Genomic DNA, 18251 nt, shown 5'->3' with positions numbered 1-18251 from the left:
TAATGATGGCAGAGAGGTCACACCCGTTCCCATACCGAACACGGAAGTTAAGCTCTCTAGCGCCGATGGTAGTTGGGACCTTGTCCCTGTGAGAGTAGGACGTTGCCAGGCAATATTATTCCGCAGTAGCTCAGCGGTAGAGCTATCGGCTGTTAACCGATCGGTCGTAGGTTCGATTCCTACCTGCGGAGCCATTGGAGAGCTGTCCGAGTTGGCCGAAGGAGCACGATTGGAAATCGTGTATACGTCACAAGCGTATCAAGGGTTCGAATCCCTTGCTCTCCGCCATAGGATTTATAATATTTGGCCCGTTGGTCAAGTGGTTAAGACACCGCCCTTTCACGGCGGTAACACGGGTTCGAATCCCGTACGGGTCACCACTTTGGAGGATTAGCTCAGCTGGGAGAGCACCTGCCTTACAAGCAGGGGGTCGGCGGTTCGATCCCGTCATCCTCCACCATATAATTTTTATATGAATAGTATTATCGCGGGGTGGAGCAGCACGGTAGCTCGTCGGGCTCATAACCCGAAGGTCGCAGGTTCAAATCCTGTCCCCGCAACCAAATGGTCCCGTGGTGTAGTGGTTAACATGCCTGCCTGTCACGCAGGAGATCGCCGGTTCGACCCCGGTCGGGACCGCCATTTTAATAAGGCTCGGTAGCTCAGTCGGTAGAGCAGAGGACTGAAAATCCTCGTGTCGGCGGTTCGATTCCGTCCCGAGCCACCATTTATTTTAATAAAATATGCCGGCTTAGCTCAATTGGTAGAGCAACTGACTTGTAATCAGTAGGTTGGGGGTTCAAGTCCTCTAGCCGGCACCATGTAAGTTTCGGAGGGGTAGCGAAGTGGCTAAACGCGGCGGACTGTAAATCCGCTCCTTCGGGTTCGGCAGTTCGAATCTGCCCCCCTCCACCATTTACATAGGGGCATAGTTTAAAGGTAGAACTGAGGTCTCCAAAACCTCCAGTGTGGGTTCGATTCCTACTGCCCCTGCCAAATATATATTTACACAACATGGCGGTTGTGGCGAAGTGGTTAACGCACCGGATTGTGGCTCCGGCATTCGTGGGTTCGATTCCCATCAGTCGCCCCATTTTTATTTTAAAAATTACAAATAATCTAATGGATACTTACATATAATTAAGTAAGAATTCGATGGGCTATAGCCAAGCGGTAAGGCAACGGACTTTGACTCCGTCATGCGCTGGTTCGAATCCAGCTAGCCCAGCCATTTTTGCGGAAGTAGTTCAGTGGTAGAATACAACCTTGCCAAGGTTGGGGTCGCGGGTTCGAATCCCGTCTTCCGCTCCAATAAAATTTTATATGGCGGCATAGCCAAGTGGTAAGGCAGAGGTCTGCAAAACCTTTATCACCGGTTCAAATCCGGTTGCCGCCTTTTCTTTTGTGCCGATGTGGCGGAATTGGCAGACGCGCACGACTCAAAATCGTGTTCCTTCGGGAGTGTCGGTTCGACCCCGACCATCGGTATCATGAACGGCGTAAAAAAGCTCTATACAATTAGTATAGAGCTTTTTTGTTTTCTTTTCATTACATGACAAAATAAGCAGAAAAAATATTGCATATACAATATTCCTTTCGAGCACTCTAGAGAGAATTTCTCCACCCCGGTGACATGAAGTTAAATCCGACACCACCAGTAGATATTAGTACATTATCAACGGTTAAGTTTGTAATTTCTAAAAACTTCTTTTCAAACTCTTCTCTGTTGTACTTATACATAGTTGAGTGGCACGCCCACATATGTGTTGAAGTACTTAACCAGTCCCCTAATTCCTTCAATTCAGGAAACGCCTGAAATTGGATTGTTTCATCTAATTTCATGAATCTTACTTGATAGATAGTTGGGTTTAACTTATCTCCTATTCCTTTAAAAGCATGTGATTTTTTGTCTTTTGAATGTGTCATAATTCTCCCTCCATCTTTTCTTCAAATTATTTCCTATTTTTATTATATAACAATAGAAAGTAATTATGGAAATATTATAGAAATCGGTATCGGCAATATAAAAAGACTCTAACAGAAATGTTAGAGTCTTTTTGTTAAATTATACTATGTGCTTCTAAAATTCGTAATAAACGTAGGAATTCATGTATAATATAACTTGTCGAAAGAACAAAATGATAGTGATTTATATTATGTCTGTAATATGAATCAAAAATGAACTTTTTATATTTCTTTTAAAAATGTGTTGAACACACATTATATTTCATATTAATATTTTTATGTAGATTTAAAACGGGAAAGAGAGTGGAAAGTATGGGCCGTAAATGGAACAATATTAAAGACAAAAAAGCATCAAAAGATGCAAATACAAGCCGTATATACGCGAAATTTGGGCGTGAAATTTATGTGGCAGCAAAACAAGGCGAGCCAGATCCAGAATCAAACCAAGCGCTAAGAGTTGTATTAGAGCGTGCGAAAACATACAATGTTCCAAGAACAATTATTGATCGTGCAGTTGAAAAAGCAAAAGGCGGTTCAGAAGAAAATTATGACGAGCTTCGTTATGAAGGATTCGGACCAAATGGAGCTATGGTTATTGTAGATACACTTACAAATAACGTAAACCGTACTGCAGCAGATGTACGAGCTGCATTTAGCAAAAATAGTGGTAATATGGGTGTGAACGGTTCTGTAGCTTACATGTTTGATGCGACAGCTGTTATCGGCCTTGAAGGTAAAACATCAGATGAAGTTCTTGAAATTTTAATGGAAGCAGATGTAGATGCACGTGACATTCTAGAAGAAGAAGATTCTGTTATCGTGTATGCTGAACCAGATCAATTCCATGCAGTACAATCTGCACTTAAAGGTGCTGGCGTTGAGGAGTTTACAGTTGCAGAATTAACAATGCTTGCACAAAGTGATGTAACACTTCCTGAAGATGCTCAAGCACAATTTGAGAAAATGGTTGATGCATTAGAAGATTTGGAAGATGTTCAACAAGTTTATCACAACGTAGACTTAGGAGAGTAATACGATAGATGACCCTTTTCGCTTAGCGGATAGGGTCTTTTTTATGAAGTTAATTAAGGTGATGAAGTATTAAAGGTATTTTGTTGTAGGTAGTGAATATGATTATAGGGATATATATAATATTCATTATCTCTAGGAGGCTTAATATGGAACATAAGACACCAAAGCATATAGTTGCTGTAGCAGGTTATTTAACAAATGAAAAAAATGAAGTGTTATTAACAAAAGTGCACTGGCGAGCTGATACGTGGGAGTTGCCAGGAGGACAGGTAGAAGAAGGCGAAGCGCTCGATCAAGCTGTCTGTAGGGAAATAAAAGAGGAAACAGGGTTAACGGTGAAGCCTATCGGAATTACAGGGGTTTATTATAATACCTCTATGCATATTCTAGCTGTTGTTTTTAAAGTAGCATATATAAGTGGTGAAATAAAAACTCAACCTGAAGAGATACAAGAGGCTAAATTTGTTGATTTAAATGAAGAGAACATAGATGAGTATATAACGCGTCCTCATATGAAATCCAGAACGCTTGATGCAATGAGAGCAACACATTTTATTCCGTATGAAACGTGGGAAGTACAGCCGTATAATTTAATAGGAAGATTGTAAAGAAAAGAGTAGCCGATTTGAGATACATTCGAATCACTACTCTTTTTTGTATACTGTTTAAGAAAAAGGTCAAAATAATAATAGCACTAGTATTGATTGTTAGAACGTTTGTTCTGTATAATAAATCTATATGTTATATACATTTAGATTACTAGATAGTCAAAAGTATATATATTTGTAGATGATATAATTAAAGTGTAAAGTGAAAATATAATAGTCTTAAGGGTTTCTCTTTTATTGGTTATTCGTGCTTTAACATAACCTATATTCAATATTTCAGATGAATAGTAGATAAAAAAATACTGTGATACAATACTTTTTTATCCCACTATTTGCTGGGCAGTAAGCCTGATTGATGAGGGCTCATTAAAGTTTCACTTTATACCTTACAATGATGTAAGGTACGTGTAAGAGAAATCGATGGGATATTTTTTTACAACAATGTATTCTTAAAGTAAGAGTTATATGCTGTGTGGAAAAGAGGTGTTCAAGATGAAAGAACGAGTATTATCTAGGGTGAACTATCATCAAAAAGTTGCATTAAATCCAATGACTAAACTTTTTTATAAAGCCATTATATTATTATTATTGTTAAGTTGTACGTTATTATTCATTGGAAATGTAATGATTGAGAAAAGTGATATTAGTAAATTACATGTACCGGCTAAGTTAGAGGTGCCAGAATCATTAACACATGCATTTATTGCGACAGAAGATAAAAGATTTTATCATCATAACGGTTTAGATTATATAGCAATTATTAGGGCCTCAGTTGAGAATATAAAGGCTGGTGGTGTCGTGCAAGGAGGAAGCACGATTACACAACAGCTATCTAAAAATGCCTTTTTAACAAATGAACGTACATTTTCTCGTAAGTGGAAAGAGATTTTTTATACGAAAAAAATTGAACGCACATTTACGAAGGATGAAATTTTAAAATTATATGTAAGTAATATTTATTATGGAGAAGGAGCGTGGGGAATTGAAAAAGCAGCAAACCTTTACTTCGGTAAAAAGGTGAACCAATTAACGTTGGCTGAAAGTGCAATGATGGCTGCTGTAGTAAAAGCACCTGCTTATTACTCACCTGCCCAAAACTATGATAAAGCAGTAGAGAGACGAAATGTCGTTTTGAGACTAATGGAGAAAGAAGGCTATATAAGCCATGATGAGTATGTTCAAGCAGTTAGTGAGAAATTAGTAATTCGTCATGATATAAAAATAGAGCAGTCGATGTTAAATAGCGCGCGTAAAAAAGCAGTAAGTTAAGAGAAGTTCCTACAGAGGAGCTTCTTTTTTTGAATAAATTGTGACAAATTGTGACACAATATCGTCACAATTATTGTGTTTTTGTAATTTATGTGAGCGTGTTCATTGCGTGACGTATATAAGTGTTGATATTATGTGTATTGTGTACAATGCTGTATACAGAATATGAATTTAAAGAGGAATGTATATGAAATCAAATAAACTCATGGCTCTTGGTATAGTTTTTTCTATCGCAGTATTGATTGTAATTGGAACAATTGCGTATAGCATCATAAATGACAAAAAAGATAAAGGGAATGAGATGTTTGCTTATTCTACGCAACAATCTTTAGGGAAAGATGATGCTCCAGTTAAGGTAGTTGAATTTGGAGACTTTAAATGTCCTGCTTGTCGTACTTGGGATGTAACAGTATTACCTCGATTAAAAGAAGAGTATATTGATAAAGGCAAAGTGCAGTTATATTTTATTAACTTCCCATTTATCGGAAAAGACTCGGATTTAGGTGCAGCAGCTGGTGAAGCAATTTATAAACAAGATAAAGATTCATTCTGGATTTTCTATGATGAGATTTATCAAAATCAAAAGAAAGATACGGAAGAATGGATTACAGAAGATTTGCTTCTTAGCATTGTGAAAGAAAAACTTCCAAAAGTTGATGTAGAGCAATTTAAGAAAGATTTACACAGTAAAGACATTAAAGAAAAAGTACGTAAAGATTCAGATCGTGCTCAAAAATTAAAAGTTCAAGGTGCTCCTTCTGTATATGTAAACGGAAATCTTGCAAACCCTGATTTCGATAGTATGAAGAAGGCAATTGATAAAGAATTGAAAAAGTGATGAGGTCTCTCATCACTTTTTCGACTTTTTTCGATAAAATTCTTGCCTCTACTTTTTTTACATGCTATACTACTTTACATAAGTTATTCTAATATCTTATATGTAATTCATATTTGCGGGTGTAGTTTAGTGGTAAAACAAGAGCCTTCCAAGCTCTGGTCGAGAGTTCGATTCTCTTCACCCGCTCCAAATTTTATTAAATGTTTTTCTATAAATTGTGATCAACGCAGTGTTTCGTTTCCGAGATAAACGAGGCATTGCGTTTTTTAATGTTTGAAAAACCTAATTACATGCGAAAATAGAAGTAAATAATAGTATTCCAAAAGTGAATTACTAACCAATAGAGTCGTTACATAAGGGATGGATTCATCTGAGGAGGCGATTAAGAGTGGATTTTGAACAATTAAAGCAAGATGTAATTGCGTATAGTAAAACAATTGGCATAGATAAAATAGGCTTTGCGAGTGCTTCTCCTTTTGAGGAATTAAAGCAGCGCTTAATCCAGCAACAACAATTAAATTATCAATCTGGATTTGAAGAGCCTGATATAGAGAAGAGAACGAATCCGCAACTGTTATTACCGGGTGCTAAATCAATTATTGCGATTGCTTTAGCATATCCTTCAAAATTAAAAAATGCACCATTAAGTAAGCGTGGAGAACGCCGTGGGATTTTTTGTCGTGCTTCTTGGGGACAAGATTATCATCTTGTTTTACGAGATCGTTTGCAAAAATTAGAAGCATATTTAATTGAAAAACTTCCGGATATAGAAGTGAAGTCCATGGTTGATACAGGTGAATTAAGTGATCGAGCTGTATCAGAGCGTGCAGGCATTGGATGGAGCGGTAAAAACTGCTCTATTATTACACCTGAATTTGGTTCGTACGTATACTTAGGGGAAATGATTACAAATGTTCCATTCCCGCCAGATAAGCCGATAGAAGATCAATGCGGGGGCTGTACGAAATGTATCGATATTTGTCCTACCGGTGCTTTAATACAGGGGGGACAGTTAGATTCGAAGAAGTGCATTGCGTTTTTAACACAGACGAAAGGATTCCTACCTGAAGAATATCGCGATAAAATAGGAAATCGTATATATGGATGTGATACGTGTCAGACTGTTTGCCCGAAAAACAAAGGAATGGATTTTCATAATCATCCTGAGATGGAGCCGGATCCTGAGCTAGTTAAACCATTATTAACGCCACTTTTAACAATTAGTAATCGTGATTTTAAAGAGAAATATGGGATTATGTCAGGGTCATGGAGAGGGAAAAAGCCACTGCAAAGAAATGCGATTTTAGCATTAGCACATTTTAAAGAAACATCGGCAATTCCTGATTTAATTGGTGTTATGAAAGATGACCCAAGACCAGTACTACGCGGAACGGCAGCATGGGCACTTGGGAAAATTGGCGGAGATGGAGTAGGCGAAGCGATTGAGAAAGCGATGGAACGTGAGAAAGATGAAGAAGTGCTTCATGAAATGAATCGCGGGCTTGAATTGTTAGCACAGAAAAAAGAGTAGATAATATTTCCCTTTTTCATATTGTAATATGGGAGGGAGACAGAATGGTTGTAAAAACGAAGATTGAAAACCAATTACAACAATTTTTAGCATATATAACGGAGAAAAGAACGAATGTGGATGGTATTGCTGAGGATTTACTACAAATGGCACTGAGAAAGAAACAATTGTTTCAAAGACGTAGTGCACATATAGTGAAAGCAACTGCGGATGTTTCTTTCATTAGACAATTAAATAGTAATGACCATCAAGAAATTGATTATCAAATACATTTTAAATATTTAATTAAGCATAAAGAATTATTTTATATTGAAGAGGAACAATTAAAACGAAGAGTTTGTTTAAATAATAGTCGGATTATAGGCGATTATGCTATTGAAGTGTCAGAAGAAATTAGAATGGGTGAGACATTAGAAAGGGAAATTACGAAAGAGAAGTACGGTTCTTATCAGTATAATCGTTTAGAGGCAGTGAAATATGCAGAGCGTTGGTGGGATGACCGAAATCCTATGTATCGTAATTTCCCTGATAATTGTACGAATTTCATTTCTCAATGTCTTCATACTGGAGAAGTACCTATGAGCGGATATCCCAATATTCGTAAAGGATGGTGGCAAAGGGAGAATCAGTGGAGCTGGAGCTGGGCTGTTGCACATTCTTTTTATTGGTATTTGTCAGGTGCTACAACAGGACTTCGAGCAGAGGCGGTAGAGAGGCCAGAAGAACTTATTCTTGGAGATGTCATTGCTTATGATTTCGAGGATGACGGAAGATGGAATCATACGACGATTGTAGTAGCAAAAGATGCAGATGGTATGCCGCTTGTAAATGCACATTCAGCGAATAGCCGTCGACGTTATTGGAACTATGAAGACTCTAGTAAATATACACCACAAATGAAATATAAATTCTTTCATATTATTAATGGGTAGAGATTTTTCGCTCAAGTGGTATAATACGTAGTAGACAAAAAACAGAGGTGAATATCGCGTGGGAGTACATGTTGTTTTATATCAGCCAGAAATTCCAGCAAATACAGGGAATATTGCTCGTACTTGTGCAGCAACTGGAACAGAATTACATTTGATTAGACCGCTTGGATTTTCAACGGATGATAAAATGTTAAAGCGTGCAGGATTAGATTATTGGCAGCACGTAAAAATTACGTACTATGATTCAATTGAAGAATTTTATGAAAAAAATAAAGACGGTGAATTCTTCTATTTAACAAAGTATGGCGAGAAAGCTCATACAGCGTTTGACTATAGCAAGCGCGAGAAGGATTACTATTTTGTATTTGGAAGAGAAACAAACGGCTTACCAGCTAATGTAATCGAAGAAAACTTTGATCATTGTTTACGTATTCCAATGACAGATAAAGTACGTTCATTAAATTTATCTAATACAGCAGCAATTTTAATTTATGAAGCGTTCCGTCAACAAAATTACCCTGGATTAGATTTAGAAATCGTTTATTAAAAGTCGCCATATGGCGACTTTTTTTTATAAAATAAAAATAATATATAATCATACATTTAAAAGAGGAGACATAATCATATAGAATGGGATATATGATTAAAAATAGATAAGACGGGTTGAGATAAATATGAAGGAAGAATATAGTAATCAAAATACCTTTTTAAGTATGATAGATATGGATTTAATTAGACAAGGATTATTACATGCTATTCAAGATTTAGTATTCATATTGAAAGTTATTGATAATGAAACGTTTCAATATATGTATGTGAATAAAATAGGAATGGATTATGCTAGGTTAAGCGAAGAGTGCTATGGAAAAACTTTTGCAGAAGTATTACCAAAAGATATAGCGGGGATATTGCAAAGGCAATATGCAAAAGTAGTGAGAGAAGCGAAAGCACACACCTTTTGTGATGTAGTCAATTTACCAAAAGGTGAGATACATTATGAATCTTCACTTAATCCTGTCTGCGACGAAGAAGGAATATGTCAATTTATTATTTGTATTACAAGAGATATTACAGCTCAAATTGAGGAGAAGACAGAGATAGAGGAAAAACAAATGTTATTTAAGTCGTTACTGGAATATAATAATGACTCAATTATATCTATAGATTCTATAGGGAGAGTTACATATGCAAATCCGGCAACGTATGAAATATTTGGATACCGGTATGAGGAATTAAATAATAAATTTATTTTTGAATTCATTAATAAAGAATATGAAAAAGATTTTCAAATTATATTTAAGGGATCGATGCAAGGAAAAGCAAAACAAATTGTTTCAAAGAAATATGTTCATAAAGAAGGGTACGAGCTATATATTTCTTTGAGAACTATCCCGATTATTGTGAACGGTGAAATTGTTGGGATTTATATTGTTACGAGAGATGTTACAAGGCAAGTATTAAACGAAATGCGAACAGAATATTTAGCTTACTATGACCAGTTAACGGGATTAATGAATAGAATTTCATGTACAAATAAGTTAAATACTTTTTTAAATGAGAGTGTAAATTTTGCACTTGTATTTATAGATTTAGATGAGTTTCATCGTATTAATGATACATTTGGTCATAAAGAGGGAGATAAAGTATTACAAAAAGTTACAGAATGTTTAAGCAATCTAAAAATAGAAGATATGCACTTATTTAGAGAACACGATGATCAATTTGTTATGTTGATAGAAAATATAACGAAAGAATATGTAGAGGAAATTGCAAAAAGCATACTGAAAAATATTAGTGAATCTTTTGTAATCGAAGAAGAAGATGTATATTTAAGTGCGTCAATTGGAATTGTAATGGTTCCAGCAGATGGAGAAGATGAAAAAATACTATTTCAGAGAGTCGATGCTGCTTTAGAAAAAGCAAAAGAAAAAGGAAAAGGACATTATCATTTTTATTGTAGTGGATTAGACTGTGAGCGTGAACAAAGGTTTATAATAGAAAACCAGTTACATCGTGCTATAGAAAAAAATGAATTTTTCTTATATTATCAGCCAAAAATTAATATTGAAACGAAAAAAATAGCTAGTATGGAAGCTTTAATAAGGTGGGAGAATAAGGAATTAGGACTTGTTTCTCCAAACCAATTTATTCCGTTGGCAGAAAGAACAGGCTTTATTATTAAGCTCGATGAATGGGTAGTAAATCAAGTGTGTCAGCAACTGCGCGAATGGTTAAATAAAGGATATGAAGTGGTCCCAATTGCGGTTAATATTTCAGCTAGACACTTTCGTTCTATTACATTAATAGAGATGATTACACGGGCTTTACATAAGTACAATGTACCAGCTCATTTATTAGCGATAGAGGTTACAGAAGGAGCTCTTATACATAAAGATATATCGAAGAGAGTGTTAATACAATTAAAAGAACAAAATTTAAAGATTCATTTAGATGATTTTGGAACAGGCTATTCATCTTTAAGTTATTTAAAAACATATCCAATTGATACTTTAAAAATTGATCGTTCTTTTATGGAGGGTATACATATAGATGAACGTGATACGAATATTACAGCTGCAATTATTCATTTAGCTCATACTTTAGAATTGAATGTAATTGCAGAGGGAGTAGAAAAAAAGGAGCAAATACAGTTTTTGAAAGAAAAGAATGTGAAGCTTGTACAAGGTTATTATTATAGCCGACCAATATCCAAATATGATATGGAAAATATGTATTATAAATAAAAAAATGATGTGCTAAAAGCACATCATTTTTTATGTGTACCTGGTTTGTCGTTGTAACCGGATGTAAAAATAGCTGTAAGAAATGTGAGTGATACACCTAAAATTAATAATAATTTCATACTAATATCCTCCTTACTTTTTTCGGTTCATGAGTTTTATTTATTATCCAAAATGTATGTAAGGTTCTTAGAAGAAAAGAATTTATTTATAATGAATAGCAGTGTAAAAACGTTAATACCTATATTATACAGAATTTTCTTTGAATTTTGGAGAGAATTTTAGCGTGCTATTATATATTTCGTTTTGATTTAAAGAATGTTTAAGGACATCCTAGCATACCTTTTATAATAATCCGATTGAACAAGGAGATGGGGGAGGAGCTATAATGGATATTCTAAAAAAGATTGAACAGCACCGAGAAGCAGAAGAACGTTTACAATGGGAAGGTACGTTTGCGGAGTATTTGGAGCTTGTGAAAGAAAGACCATGGGTGGCTCAAACAGCACACTCTCGCATTTACAATATGATAAAAGATGCTGGAATTGAAGAAGTTGATGGTAGAAGAAAGTATAACTTCTTTAGTAATCAGCTCTTTGGATTAGAGGATGCTCTAGAACGTCTTGTAGAGGAATATTTTCATCCATCTGCAAAACGATTAGATGTTAGAAAAAGAATTTTATTATTAATGGGTCCTGTTAGTGGAGGGAAATCAACGTTAGTTACAATGTTGAAACGAGGATTAGAAACATATTCAAGAACAGATCGCGGAGCAATTTTTGCAATTAAAGGATGCCCAATGCACGAGGATCCACTGCATTTAATTCCACATCATTTACGAGATGATTTCTTTGATGAGTATGGGGTTAGAATTGAAGGGAATTTATCACCACTAAATGTCATGCGTTTAGAGCAAGAATACGGATCAAGAATTGAGGATGTAGTTGTAGAGCGTATTTTCTTCTCTGAAGATCGCCGTACAGGGATTGGTACATTTAGCCCGTCTGATCCAAAATCACAAGATATTGCAGATTTAACAGGTAGTCTGGACTTTTCTACGATTGCAGAATATGGTTCAGAATCAGACCCGCGTGCGTATCGATTTGATGGAGAATTAAATAAGGCAAACCGAGGAATGATGGAGTTCCAAGAGATGTTAAAATGCGATGAGAAGTTTTTATGGCACTTATTATCACTTACGCAAGAAGGGAATTTCAAAGCGGGAAGATTTGCGCTTATTTCAGCAGATGAATTAATTGTAGCGCATACGAATGAAACAGAGTATCGCTCATTTATAGCAAATAAGAAAAATGAAGCATTGCACTCAAGAATTATTGTAATGCCAGTTCCTTATAATTTACGGGTAAGTGAAGAAGAACATATTTATGAAAAAATGATTCGTGAAAGTGATGTATCGAATGTTCACATTGCACCACACACACTTCGCGTTGCAGCAATGTTCACTATTTTAACTCGTTTAAAAGATCCGAAGCGTCCGGATATTGATTTAATTAAAAAGATGCGTTTGTATGATGGAGAAACGGTAGAAGGTTATAATGCGATTGATGTAGAAGAATTACAACGTGAATATCAAGATGAAGGTATGAAAGGTATTGACCCTCGTTATGTCATTAACCGAATTTCGTCTACAATCATTCGAAAAGAGGTACCATCTATTAACGCGTTAGATGTACTTAGATCGCTCAAAGACGGGTTGGATCAGCATCCGTCAATTAGTAATGAAGATCGAGAGCGTTATATGAATTTCATCTCATTAGCGAGAAAAGAATATGATGAAATTGCGAAGAAAGAAGTACAAAAAGCATTCGTGTATTCATATGAAGAATCAGCGAAGACACTTATGGATAATTACTTAGATAACGTTGAAGCATATTGCAATAAATCGAAATTACGTGATCCATTAACAGGTGAAGAAATGAGTCCAGATGAAAAGCTAATGCGCTCAATTGAAGAGCAAATTGGAATTTCAGAAAATGCTAAGAAAGCATTCCGTGAAGAAATTTTAATTCGCATTTCTGCTTATGCGCGTAAAGGAAAACGTTTTGACTATAATTCACATGAACGTCTTCGCGAAGCGATTCAGAAAAAACTATTTGCTGATTTAAAAGATATAGTGAAAATTACAACATCAACGAAAACGCCAGACGAAAATCAGCTTAAGAAAATAAATGATGTTGTTGCACGCTTAATTGATGAGCACGGCTATAATTCTTCATCTGCGAATGAATTATTACGCTATGTAGGTAGTTTGCTAAACCGATAGTTTGATAACAAAACGCTGTCTCTTGTATTTTGCGGGACAGCGTTTTATTATCCGTTCATATGTGTATAAAGTGTCATACCTTGTCCAAATATAATAAATTAAGATGCAATTTTATGAATTTATTGTCAATTATTTTTACAATATGCATATGATAGAGTAACCAACCATTCATACGAAAAAAGCCAACACAATACAATATGTTGCAAAGTAAAAATGTGTGCAACAATGCATTGTGTTTCTTTCTTATCAGTGGCTGAATATTTCTTTCTATTATGTGAGTGGCAAAATTTTGTTTAGGATGCTCGGGGTATTGTATGAAAAACGTTATAAATGTTTATGGGATGATTTTCTGTGGGCAGTTACCTTTCAAACATTCTAGCTTGCACATTACAGAACAAAATTTATAGATTGCTGTTCATACAGGAAGACAATTACAGTAAGGAGGGAAAGGAATGGGCGAAGAAAATCAACCAAATTATACGATTTCACAGGAAAACTGGTCCCTCCATCGCAAAGGATATGACGACCAACAGCGCCATCAAGAAAAAGTACAAGAGGCAATTAAAAATAATTTACCCGATCTTGTAACAGAAGAAAGTATAGTTATGTCTAATGGCAAGGATGTTGTAAAAATACCAATTCGTTCTCTAGATGAATATAAGATTAGATACAATTATGATAAAAATAAACATGTTGGGCAAGGAAACGGTGACAGCAAAGTTGGTGATGTCGTTGCGAGAGATGGATCAGGTGGTCAAAAACAAAAAGGGCCAGGAAAAGGGCAAGGAGCAGGAGATGCAGCTGGGGAAGATTACTATGAAGCTGAAGTCTCTATTTTAGAATTAGAGCAAGCGTTTTTCAAAGAGTTAGAACTGCCTAATTTAAAGAGAAAAGAAATGGATGAAAACCGGATTGAACATGTTGAATTTAATGACATTAGAAAAACAGGATTATGGGGAAATATCGATAAGAAACGAACAATGATATCGGCATATAAACGAAATGCAATGAGTGGTAAAGCATCTTTTCATCCGATTCACCAAGAAGACTTAAAGTTCCGCACTTGGAATGAAGTATTAAAGCCAGATTCAAAAGCTGTTGTATTAGCGATGATGGATACGAGTGGATCGATGGGAATATGGGAGAAATATATGGCACGTAGCTTCTTTTTCTGGATGACGCGATTTCTAAGAACGAAGTATGAAACAGTAGATATTGAATTTATTGCCCATCATACGGAGGCAAAAGTAGTTCCAGAGGAAGAGTTTTTCTCAAAAGGAGAAAGTGGCGGAACGATATGTTCTTCTGTATACAAAAAAGCACTCGAGCTAATCGATAATAAATATTCACCAGACCGCTATAATATTTATCCATTCCATTTTTCAGACGGTGATAATTTAACATCAGATAATGCTAGATGTGTAAAGCTTGTTGAAGAGCTAATGAAGAAGTGTAATATGTTTGGGTATGGGGAAGTGAACCAGTATAACCGCCACAGTACACTCATGTCAGCCTATAAAAATATTAAAGATGAAAATTTTAGATACTATATTTTAAAGCAGAAAGCAGACGTGTTTCATGCGATGAAAAGCTTTTTTAGAGAAGAATCAGGTGAGAAAATGGCATAACCTCTTTTAAAGAGGTTCTTTTTTTTGTAAACTTTTTATTTCTCTAGTTGACAATGATAATGAAAATCATTATCATTTATTCGAGAAATGATTACATTTCGAATTATATATTTCGGAGGAGATGTAAAGTTGAAACAAAATAAAAGAAAACGTATAAATGCAATGATTATAGCGGCGGCGTTATCACTTCCGTTTGCTGTATATTCGACACCTGCTTTAGCAGCAGTAGCAATTGAGGCGAATAAAACTGGACAAGGTTTAGAAGATGGTACATATGATGCTGTTATTAAAGCTTATAAAGATAAAACGAATGAAGAGTCTATGGCAGCTGTTTATATAAAGGATCCGAAATTAACAATTGAGAATGGAAAGAAAATTGTAACAGCAACGTTAAGTGATAGTGATTTCTTTCAATACTTGAAAACAGAGGATATTCATACTCCAGGTGTGTTTCATGATGTGAAAGTAATATCAGAAGATAAAAAGAAAAATGGAACGAAAGTGATTCAGTTTGAAGTAGGGGAATTAGGAAAAAGGTATAATATGCGAATGCATATTTATATTCCAACGATGGCCTATGACAATAAGTACCAAGTACAGTTTGAAGTAAATACATTGAATTTAGATAAAGATGTTCCAGAAGCACAAAAGGAAAATAAAGAGGATAAAGTGGATCAACAAGATGCGAATGTAATAGTAGATAAGCAATTACAAAGGCATATTAATAAATATAACTTGAATAGAGAGAATCTAGATAATCCAATAACTAAGGAAGATTTATTAAAAGTTAAATCCTTAATAGTCGTTGAAGCTAAAAATAAAGGAATACAAGACGTAAGTGGTCTAGAATATATGACGAACTTAGAAAACTTAACGTTGGAAGAAGTTAAGTTAAAAAATATAAAATTTATCTCGAACTTGAGACAATTGAAATCATTAAGTATAACCTATGGTGAACTTGAAGATATTGGACCTTTGGCTAAGTTAGAGCATATTGAGTTTTTAACTTTGAGAAACAATAAAATCTCAGATTTAAGCCCATTAAGCCAAATGAAGAAGATTAAAATGCTAGATTTAAATAGTAATTATATAAAAGATATTAAACCATTATTTACAGTGAAATCTTTAAGGACTTTGACTGTGGCAAATAATCAAATTAGTAATGATAACCTTGCTGGAATTGAGCAATTGAAAAATGTAAAAAACTTATCTTTAAGTAACAATGGACTTACGAATATTGAACATATTACATCAATGAAAAAATTAGTAGAGTTAGATCTTGCTAAAAATGAATTAGAAAACATCGAACCTTTATCAAGATTATCTACTGTACAATCACTTAATTTAGAAGAAAACTATATTTCAGATATAACGCCACTTAGTCACTTAACAGACTTATATGATTTAAAGCTAGGTTCAAATGAAATTCGTGATGTTAGACCTGTTCAAGAGCTAGGAAAAAGAATATATATCGATATTCAAAGACAAAAAATCTTTTTAGATAATGTAGAAAAAGATAAGGAAGTTAAAATACCTATCTATAATTTATAAGGAGAGCCACTTGATACTATTCAATTGAAGAGTGAAGATGGGCTCGTTAATAATGGTTCTGTTAAATGGGGGACTACCGGTGAAAAAACATATGAATTTATGTTGGATATAAATCCAGAAGACAATCGTATTAAGTTTAATGGAACAGTAATTCAAAATGTTGTTGAAAGATTAGACGAAATCAAGGAAACAATAAAAGAGAATAATGAACAAAAGGAAAATGTAATTCTCGATAAAAATTTACAACAACATATTAATAAAGAGAATTTAGGTAGAGAGAATTTAAACGCTCCTATAACAAAAGAAGATTTATTACAGATTAAAACAGTAGAGATACTTAAAGAAAAAGGAAAAGAGATAAAAGATATAACAGGTTTAGAGTACATGACGAATTTAGAAAAACTCACTATAGAAGGAGTAGGCCTAAAAAATATAGAGTTTATCTCAAACTTGAAACAATTGAACGATGTAAATGTATCTCATAATCAAATTGAAGATACAACACCGTTATCTTTATTGAAAAATTTGCAATGGTTAAATCTTACAGATAATCGTATTAAAGATGTAACGGTTCTTGGCTCAATGTTAGACTTACTTAGTTTAAAATTAGCTGAAAATGAGATTCGTGATGTAAGGCCATTAATACAATTAGGTCAGTGGGGGACAATTGATGTTAGAAGGCAAAAGGTCATTTTAGATGATGCAGAAATAAATAAAGAAGTGAAAATTCCTGTATATAATTTAGAGGGAGAGCCAATTGAAAAGATTATACTAAAGAGTGAAGGTGGAACGCTTACTGATGAGGGAATCATTTGGCGTACTTTAGGAGAAAAAATATATGAATTTGATTTAGATGCAGATCATTATGAGACTGGCATATTATATAGTGGCATTGTAATGCAGAATATAGTAGAAAAATTAATACCAAAAGAAGAAGTGAAAGAACCGGTAAAAGAAGTTGAAGAAACAAAAGAAGAAGTGAAAGAACCGATAAAAGAAGTTGAAGAAATAAAAGAAGAAGTGAAGGAACCGGTAAAAGAAGTTGAAGAAACAAAAGAAGAAGTGAAGGAACCGGTAAAAGAAGTTGAAGAAACAAAAGAAGAAGTGAAAGAACCGGTAAAAGAAGTTGAAGAAACAAAAGAAGAAGTGAAAGAACCGGTAAAAGAAGTTGAAGAAACAAAAGAAGAAGTGAAAGAACCGGCAAAAGAAGTTGAAGAGCCAAAAGAAGAAGTGGACGAGCTAACAACAGGAGTTGAAGAGTCGAAAGCGAAGGGGAAAGAAACAGGAAAAGAAATTGAAGGTTCAAAAGAAGCAGTAAATCCATCCGAAGTAGTCCAAGAACAAAACATGAATCATCAAGTTATGAAAGAAAATAAACCAGTTGCTAATAAACAGGAAGAAAGTAAGAAATCATTAGGAGCAACAGGTGGACAAGCGAATACATCAAAGTTACTTTCAGGCGTAGCATTAGTTCTTTCAGCACTGAGTATGTTTGTATTTAGAAAGAGATTATTTAAGAAATAAATAACGTGTTATCTTATTATATTGTAAAATAATTGTATAAGTTTTTGAGAAGACATTATCATGGCAGTTTCATTTTGAAATAGGCTTATGATAATGTCTTTTTTAAGGGGGATATAAATGGAAAAGGTGTCGGAGAGCAGTTATTACAAGTTGCAATTCAGTATATTTTCTCTTTCCAAGGGATGAGAGAGATAGTACTATGTTTGAATACGAATAATGATCATGCGATGAAATTGTACAAGAAAGTAGGTTTTGAGGAAAAAGCATGTTTACAACACTATATAATAGAGTGAAAAACCCATTCATATGAAAATGATATTTCATATGAATGGGTTTTATTACGGATTT

At 34.6% G+C, this 18251-nt stretch carries 11 protein-coding genes, 16 tRNA genes, 1 rRNA gene and 2 pseudogenes; 29 read left to right on the top strand and 1 reads right to left on the bottom strand.

Translation table 11 applies throughout. From position 1 onward, the window contains the following. The 16 genes from rrf to MR143_RS16605 all read left to right on the top strand — a co-directional run. Positions 1-111 (top strand): 5S ribosomal RNA (gene rrf / locus MR143_RS16680); the annotation flags it as partial. An 8-nt stretch (positions 112-119) separates the two neighbouring features. After that, a tRNA-Asn gene (locus MR143_RS16675) sits at positions 120-194 on the top strand. 2 nt (positions 195-196) lie between these two features. Further along, positions 197-288, top strand: a tRNA-Ser gene (locus tag MR143_RS16670). Between the two features lie 17 nt (positions 289-305). Then, positions 306-380 (top strand) — tRNA-Glu (locus MR143_RS16665). 4 nt (positions 381-384) lie between these two features. Next, positions 385-460 (top strand) — tRNA-Val (locus tag MR143_RS16660). Between the two features lie 26 nt (positions 461-486). Further along, positions 487-563: transfer RNA gene (locus MR143_RS16655), tRNA-Met, on the top strand. A gap of 3 nt (positions 564-566) precedes the next feature. Then, positions 567-642: transfer RNA gene (locus MR143_RS16650), tRNA-Asp, on the top strand. Between the two features lie 9 nt (positions 643-651). Continuing rightward, positions 652-727 (top strand) — tRNA-Phe (locus MR143_RS16645). Positions 728-745: 18 nt separating this feature from the next. Next, positions 746-821: transfer RNA gene (locus MR143_RS16640), tRNA-Thr, on the top strand. Between the two features lie 10 nt (positions 822-831). Further along, positions 832-915 (top strand) — tRNA-Tyr (locus tag MR143_RS16635). Between the two features lie 7 nt (positions 916-922). Further along, positions 923-996 (top strand) — tRNA-Trp (locus MR143_RS16630). 21 nt (positions 997-1017) lie between these two features. Next, positions 1018-1093 (top strand) — tRNA-His (locus MR143_RS16625). 63 nt (positions 1094-1156) lie between these two features. Further along, a tRNA-Gln gene (locus MR143_RS16620) sits at positions 1157-1231 on the top strand. 5 nt (positions 1232-1236) lie between these two features. Next, positions 1237-1311, top strand: a tRNA-Gly gene (locus MR143_RS16615). A gap of 14 nt (positions 1312-1325) precedes the next feature. Continuing rightward, positions 1326-1396: transfer RNA gene (locus tag MR143_RS16610), tRNA-Cys, on the top strand. Between the two features lie 10 nt (positions 1397-1406). Further along, a tRNA-Leu gene (locus tag MR143_RS16605) sits at positions 1407-1488 on the top strand. Between the two features lie 117 nt (positions 1489-1605). On the opposite strand, the gene MR143_RS16600 is transcribed toward MR143_RS16605, so the two are convergent. Continuing rightward, positions 1606-1926 (bottom strand): DUF3884 family protein, encoded by a 321-nt coding sequence (locus MR143_RS16600; protein WP_199718272.1) that lies wholly within the window; start codon positions 1924-1926, stop codon positions 1606-1608. 351 nt (positions 1927-2277) lie between these two features. Between MR143_RS16600 and MR143_RS16595 the strand changes: the two genes are divergently transcribed. The 13 genes and pseudogenes from MR143_RS16595 to MR143_RS16535 all read left to right on the top strand — a co-directional run. After that, positions 2278-2997 carry a YebC/PmpR family DNA-binding transcriptional regulator gene (locus MR143_RS16595; RefSeq protein WP_000532952.1) on the top strand — a complete coding sequence of 240 codons (720 nt, stop codon included), beginning with the start codon at positions 2278-2280 and terminating at the stop codon, positions 2995-2997. A gap of 146 nt (positions 2998-3143) precedes the next feature. Next, positions 3144-3605, top strand: a complete 462-nt coding sequence (locus tag MR143_RS16590) for an NUDIX hydrolase (protein ID WP_000400456.1) — start codon at positions 3144-3146, stop codon at positions 3603-3605. Between the two features lie 492 nt (positions 3606-4097). Then, on the top strand, positions 4098-4874 hold the full coding sequence (locus tag MR143_RS16585) for a transglycosylase domain-containing protein (RefSeq protein WP_000664715.1): 777 nt from the start codon (positions 4098-4100) through the stop codon (positions 4872-4874). A gap of 187 nt (positions 4875-5061) precedes the next feature. Continuing rightward, positions 5062-5712, top strand: a complete 651-nt coding sequence (locus MR143_RS16580) for a DsbA family protein (protein WP_000841306.1) — start codon at positions 5062-5064, stop codon at positions 5710-5712. A gap of 115 nt (positions 5713-5827) precedes the next feature. Then, positions 5828-5901, top strand: a tRNA-Gly gene (locus tag MR143_RS16575). A 199-nt stretch (positions 5902-6100) separates the two neighbouring features. Then, the gene (queG, locus tag MR143_RS16570) at positions 6101-7243 is read left to right on the top strand and encodes a tRNA epoxyqueuosine(34) reductase QueG (RefSeq protein ID WP_000345216.1); all 1143 of its coding nucleotides are present in this window, start codon (positions 6101-6103) and stop codon (positions 7241-7243) included. Positions 7244-7287: 44 nt separating this feature from the next. Beyond that, complete coding sequence (locus MR143_RS16565) at positions 7288-8175, top strand: amidase domain-containing protein (protein ID WP_000260586.1); 888 nt, start codon at positions 7288-7290, stop codon at positions 8173-8175. Between the two features lie 58 nt (positions 8176-8233). Further along, positions 8234-8722, top strand: a complete 489-nt coding sequence (gene trmL, locus MR143_RS16560; protein ID WP_000538147.1) for a tRNA (uridine(34)/cytosine(34)/5-carboxymethylaminomethyluridine(34)-2'-O)-methyltransferase TrmL — start codon at positions 8234-8236, stop codon at positions 8720-8722. Between the two features lie 127 nt (positions 8723-8849). Continuing rightward, on the top strand, positions 8850-10919 hold the full coding sequence (locus MR143_RS16555) for a sensor domain-containing protein (RefSeq protein WP_199718273.1): 2070 nt from the start codon (positions 8850-8852) through the stop codon (positions 10917-10919). A gap of 385 nt (positions 10920-11304) precedes the next feature. Further along, the gene (locus tag MR143_RS16550; protein WP_000353281.1) at positions 11305-13200 is read left to right on the top strand and encodes a PrkA family serine protein kinase; all 1896 of its coding nucleotides are present in this window, start codon (positions 11305-11307) and stop codon (positions 13198-13200) included. A 452-nt stretch (positions 13201-13652) separates the two neighbouring features. Beyond that, on the top strand, positions 13653-14828 hold the full coding sequence (gene yhbH / locus MR143_RS16545; RefSeq protein WP_000503514.1) for a sporulation protein YhbH: 1176 nt from the start codon (positions 13653-13655) through the stop codon (positions 14826-14828). 129 nt (positions 14829-14957) lie between these two features. After that, a pseudogene (locus MR143_RS16540) lies at positions 14958-17903 on the top strand (NEAT domain-containing protein). A gap of 122 nt (positions 17904-18025) precedes the next feature. Further along, positions 18026-18196 (top strand): annotated as a pseudogene (locus tag MR143_RS16535) (GNAT family N-acetyltransferase); the annotation flags it as partial. Between the last annotated feature and the right edge of the window lie 55 nt (positions 18197-18251).

Source organism: Bacillus cereus group sp. BfR-BA-01347 (assembly GCF_022663835.1).
Classification (GTDB): Bacteria; Bacillota; Bacilli; order Bacillales; family Bacillaceae_G; genus Bacillus_A; species Bacillus_A thuringiensis_K.
The sequence above is the reverse complement of the archived record's forward strand: the minus strand, read 5'-3'. Positions and strand labels throughout refer to the sequence as shown.

Bases quoted from the DNA above. Each gene is read 5' to 3' on its own strand.
- MR143_RS16600 (WP_199718272.1), bottom strand. From the start codon at position 1,926: ATGACACATTCAAAAGACAAAAAATCACATGCTTTTAAAGGAATAGGA.
- MR143_RS16595 (WP_000532952.1), top strand. From the start codon at position 2,278: ATGGGCCGTAAATGGAACAATATTAAAGACAAAAAAGCATCAAAAGAT.
- MR143_RS16590 (WP_000400456.1), top strand. From the start codon at position 3,144: ATGGAACATAAGACACCAAAGCATATAGTTGCTGTAGCAGGTTATTTA.
- MR143_RS16585 (WP_000664715.1), top strand. From the start codon at position 4,098: ATGAAAGAACGAGTATTATCTAGGGTGAACTATCATCAAAAAGTTGCA.
- MR143_RS16580 (WP_000841306.1), top strand. From the start codon at position 5,062: ATGAAATCAAATAAACTCATGGCTCTTGGTATAGTTTTTTCTATCGCA.
- MR143_RS16565 (WP_000260586.1), top strand. From the start codon at position 7,288: ATGGTTGTAAAAACGAAGATTGAAAACCAATTACAACAATTTTTAGCA.
- MR143_RS16555 (WP_199718273.1), top strand. From the start codon at position 8,850: ATGAAGGAAGAATATAGTAATCAAAATACCTTTTTAAGTATGATAGAT.
- MR143_RS16550 (WP_000353281.1), top strand. From the start codon at position 11,305: ATGGATATTCTAAAAAAGATTGAACAGCACCGAGAAGCAGAAGAACGT.
- yhbH (WP_000503514.1), top strand. From the start codon at position 13,653: ATGGGCGAAGAAAATCAACCAAATTATACGATTTCACAGGAAAACTGG.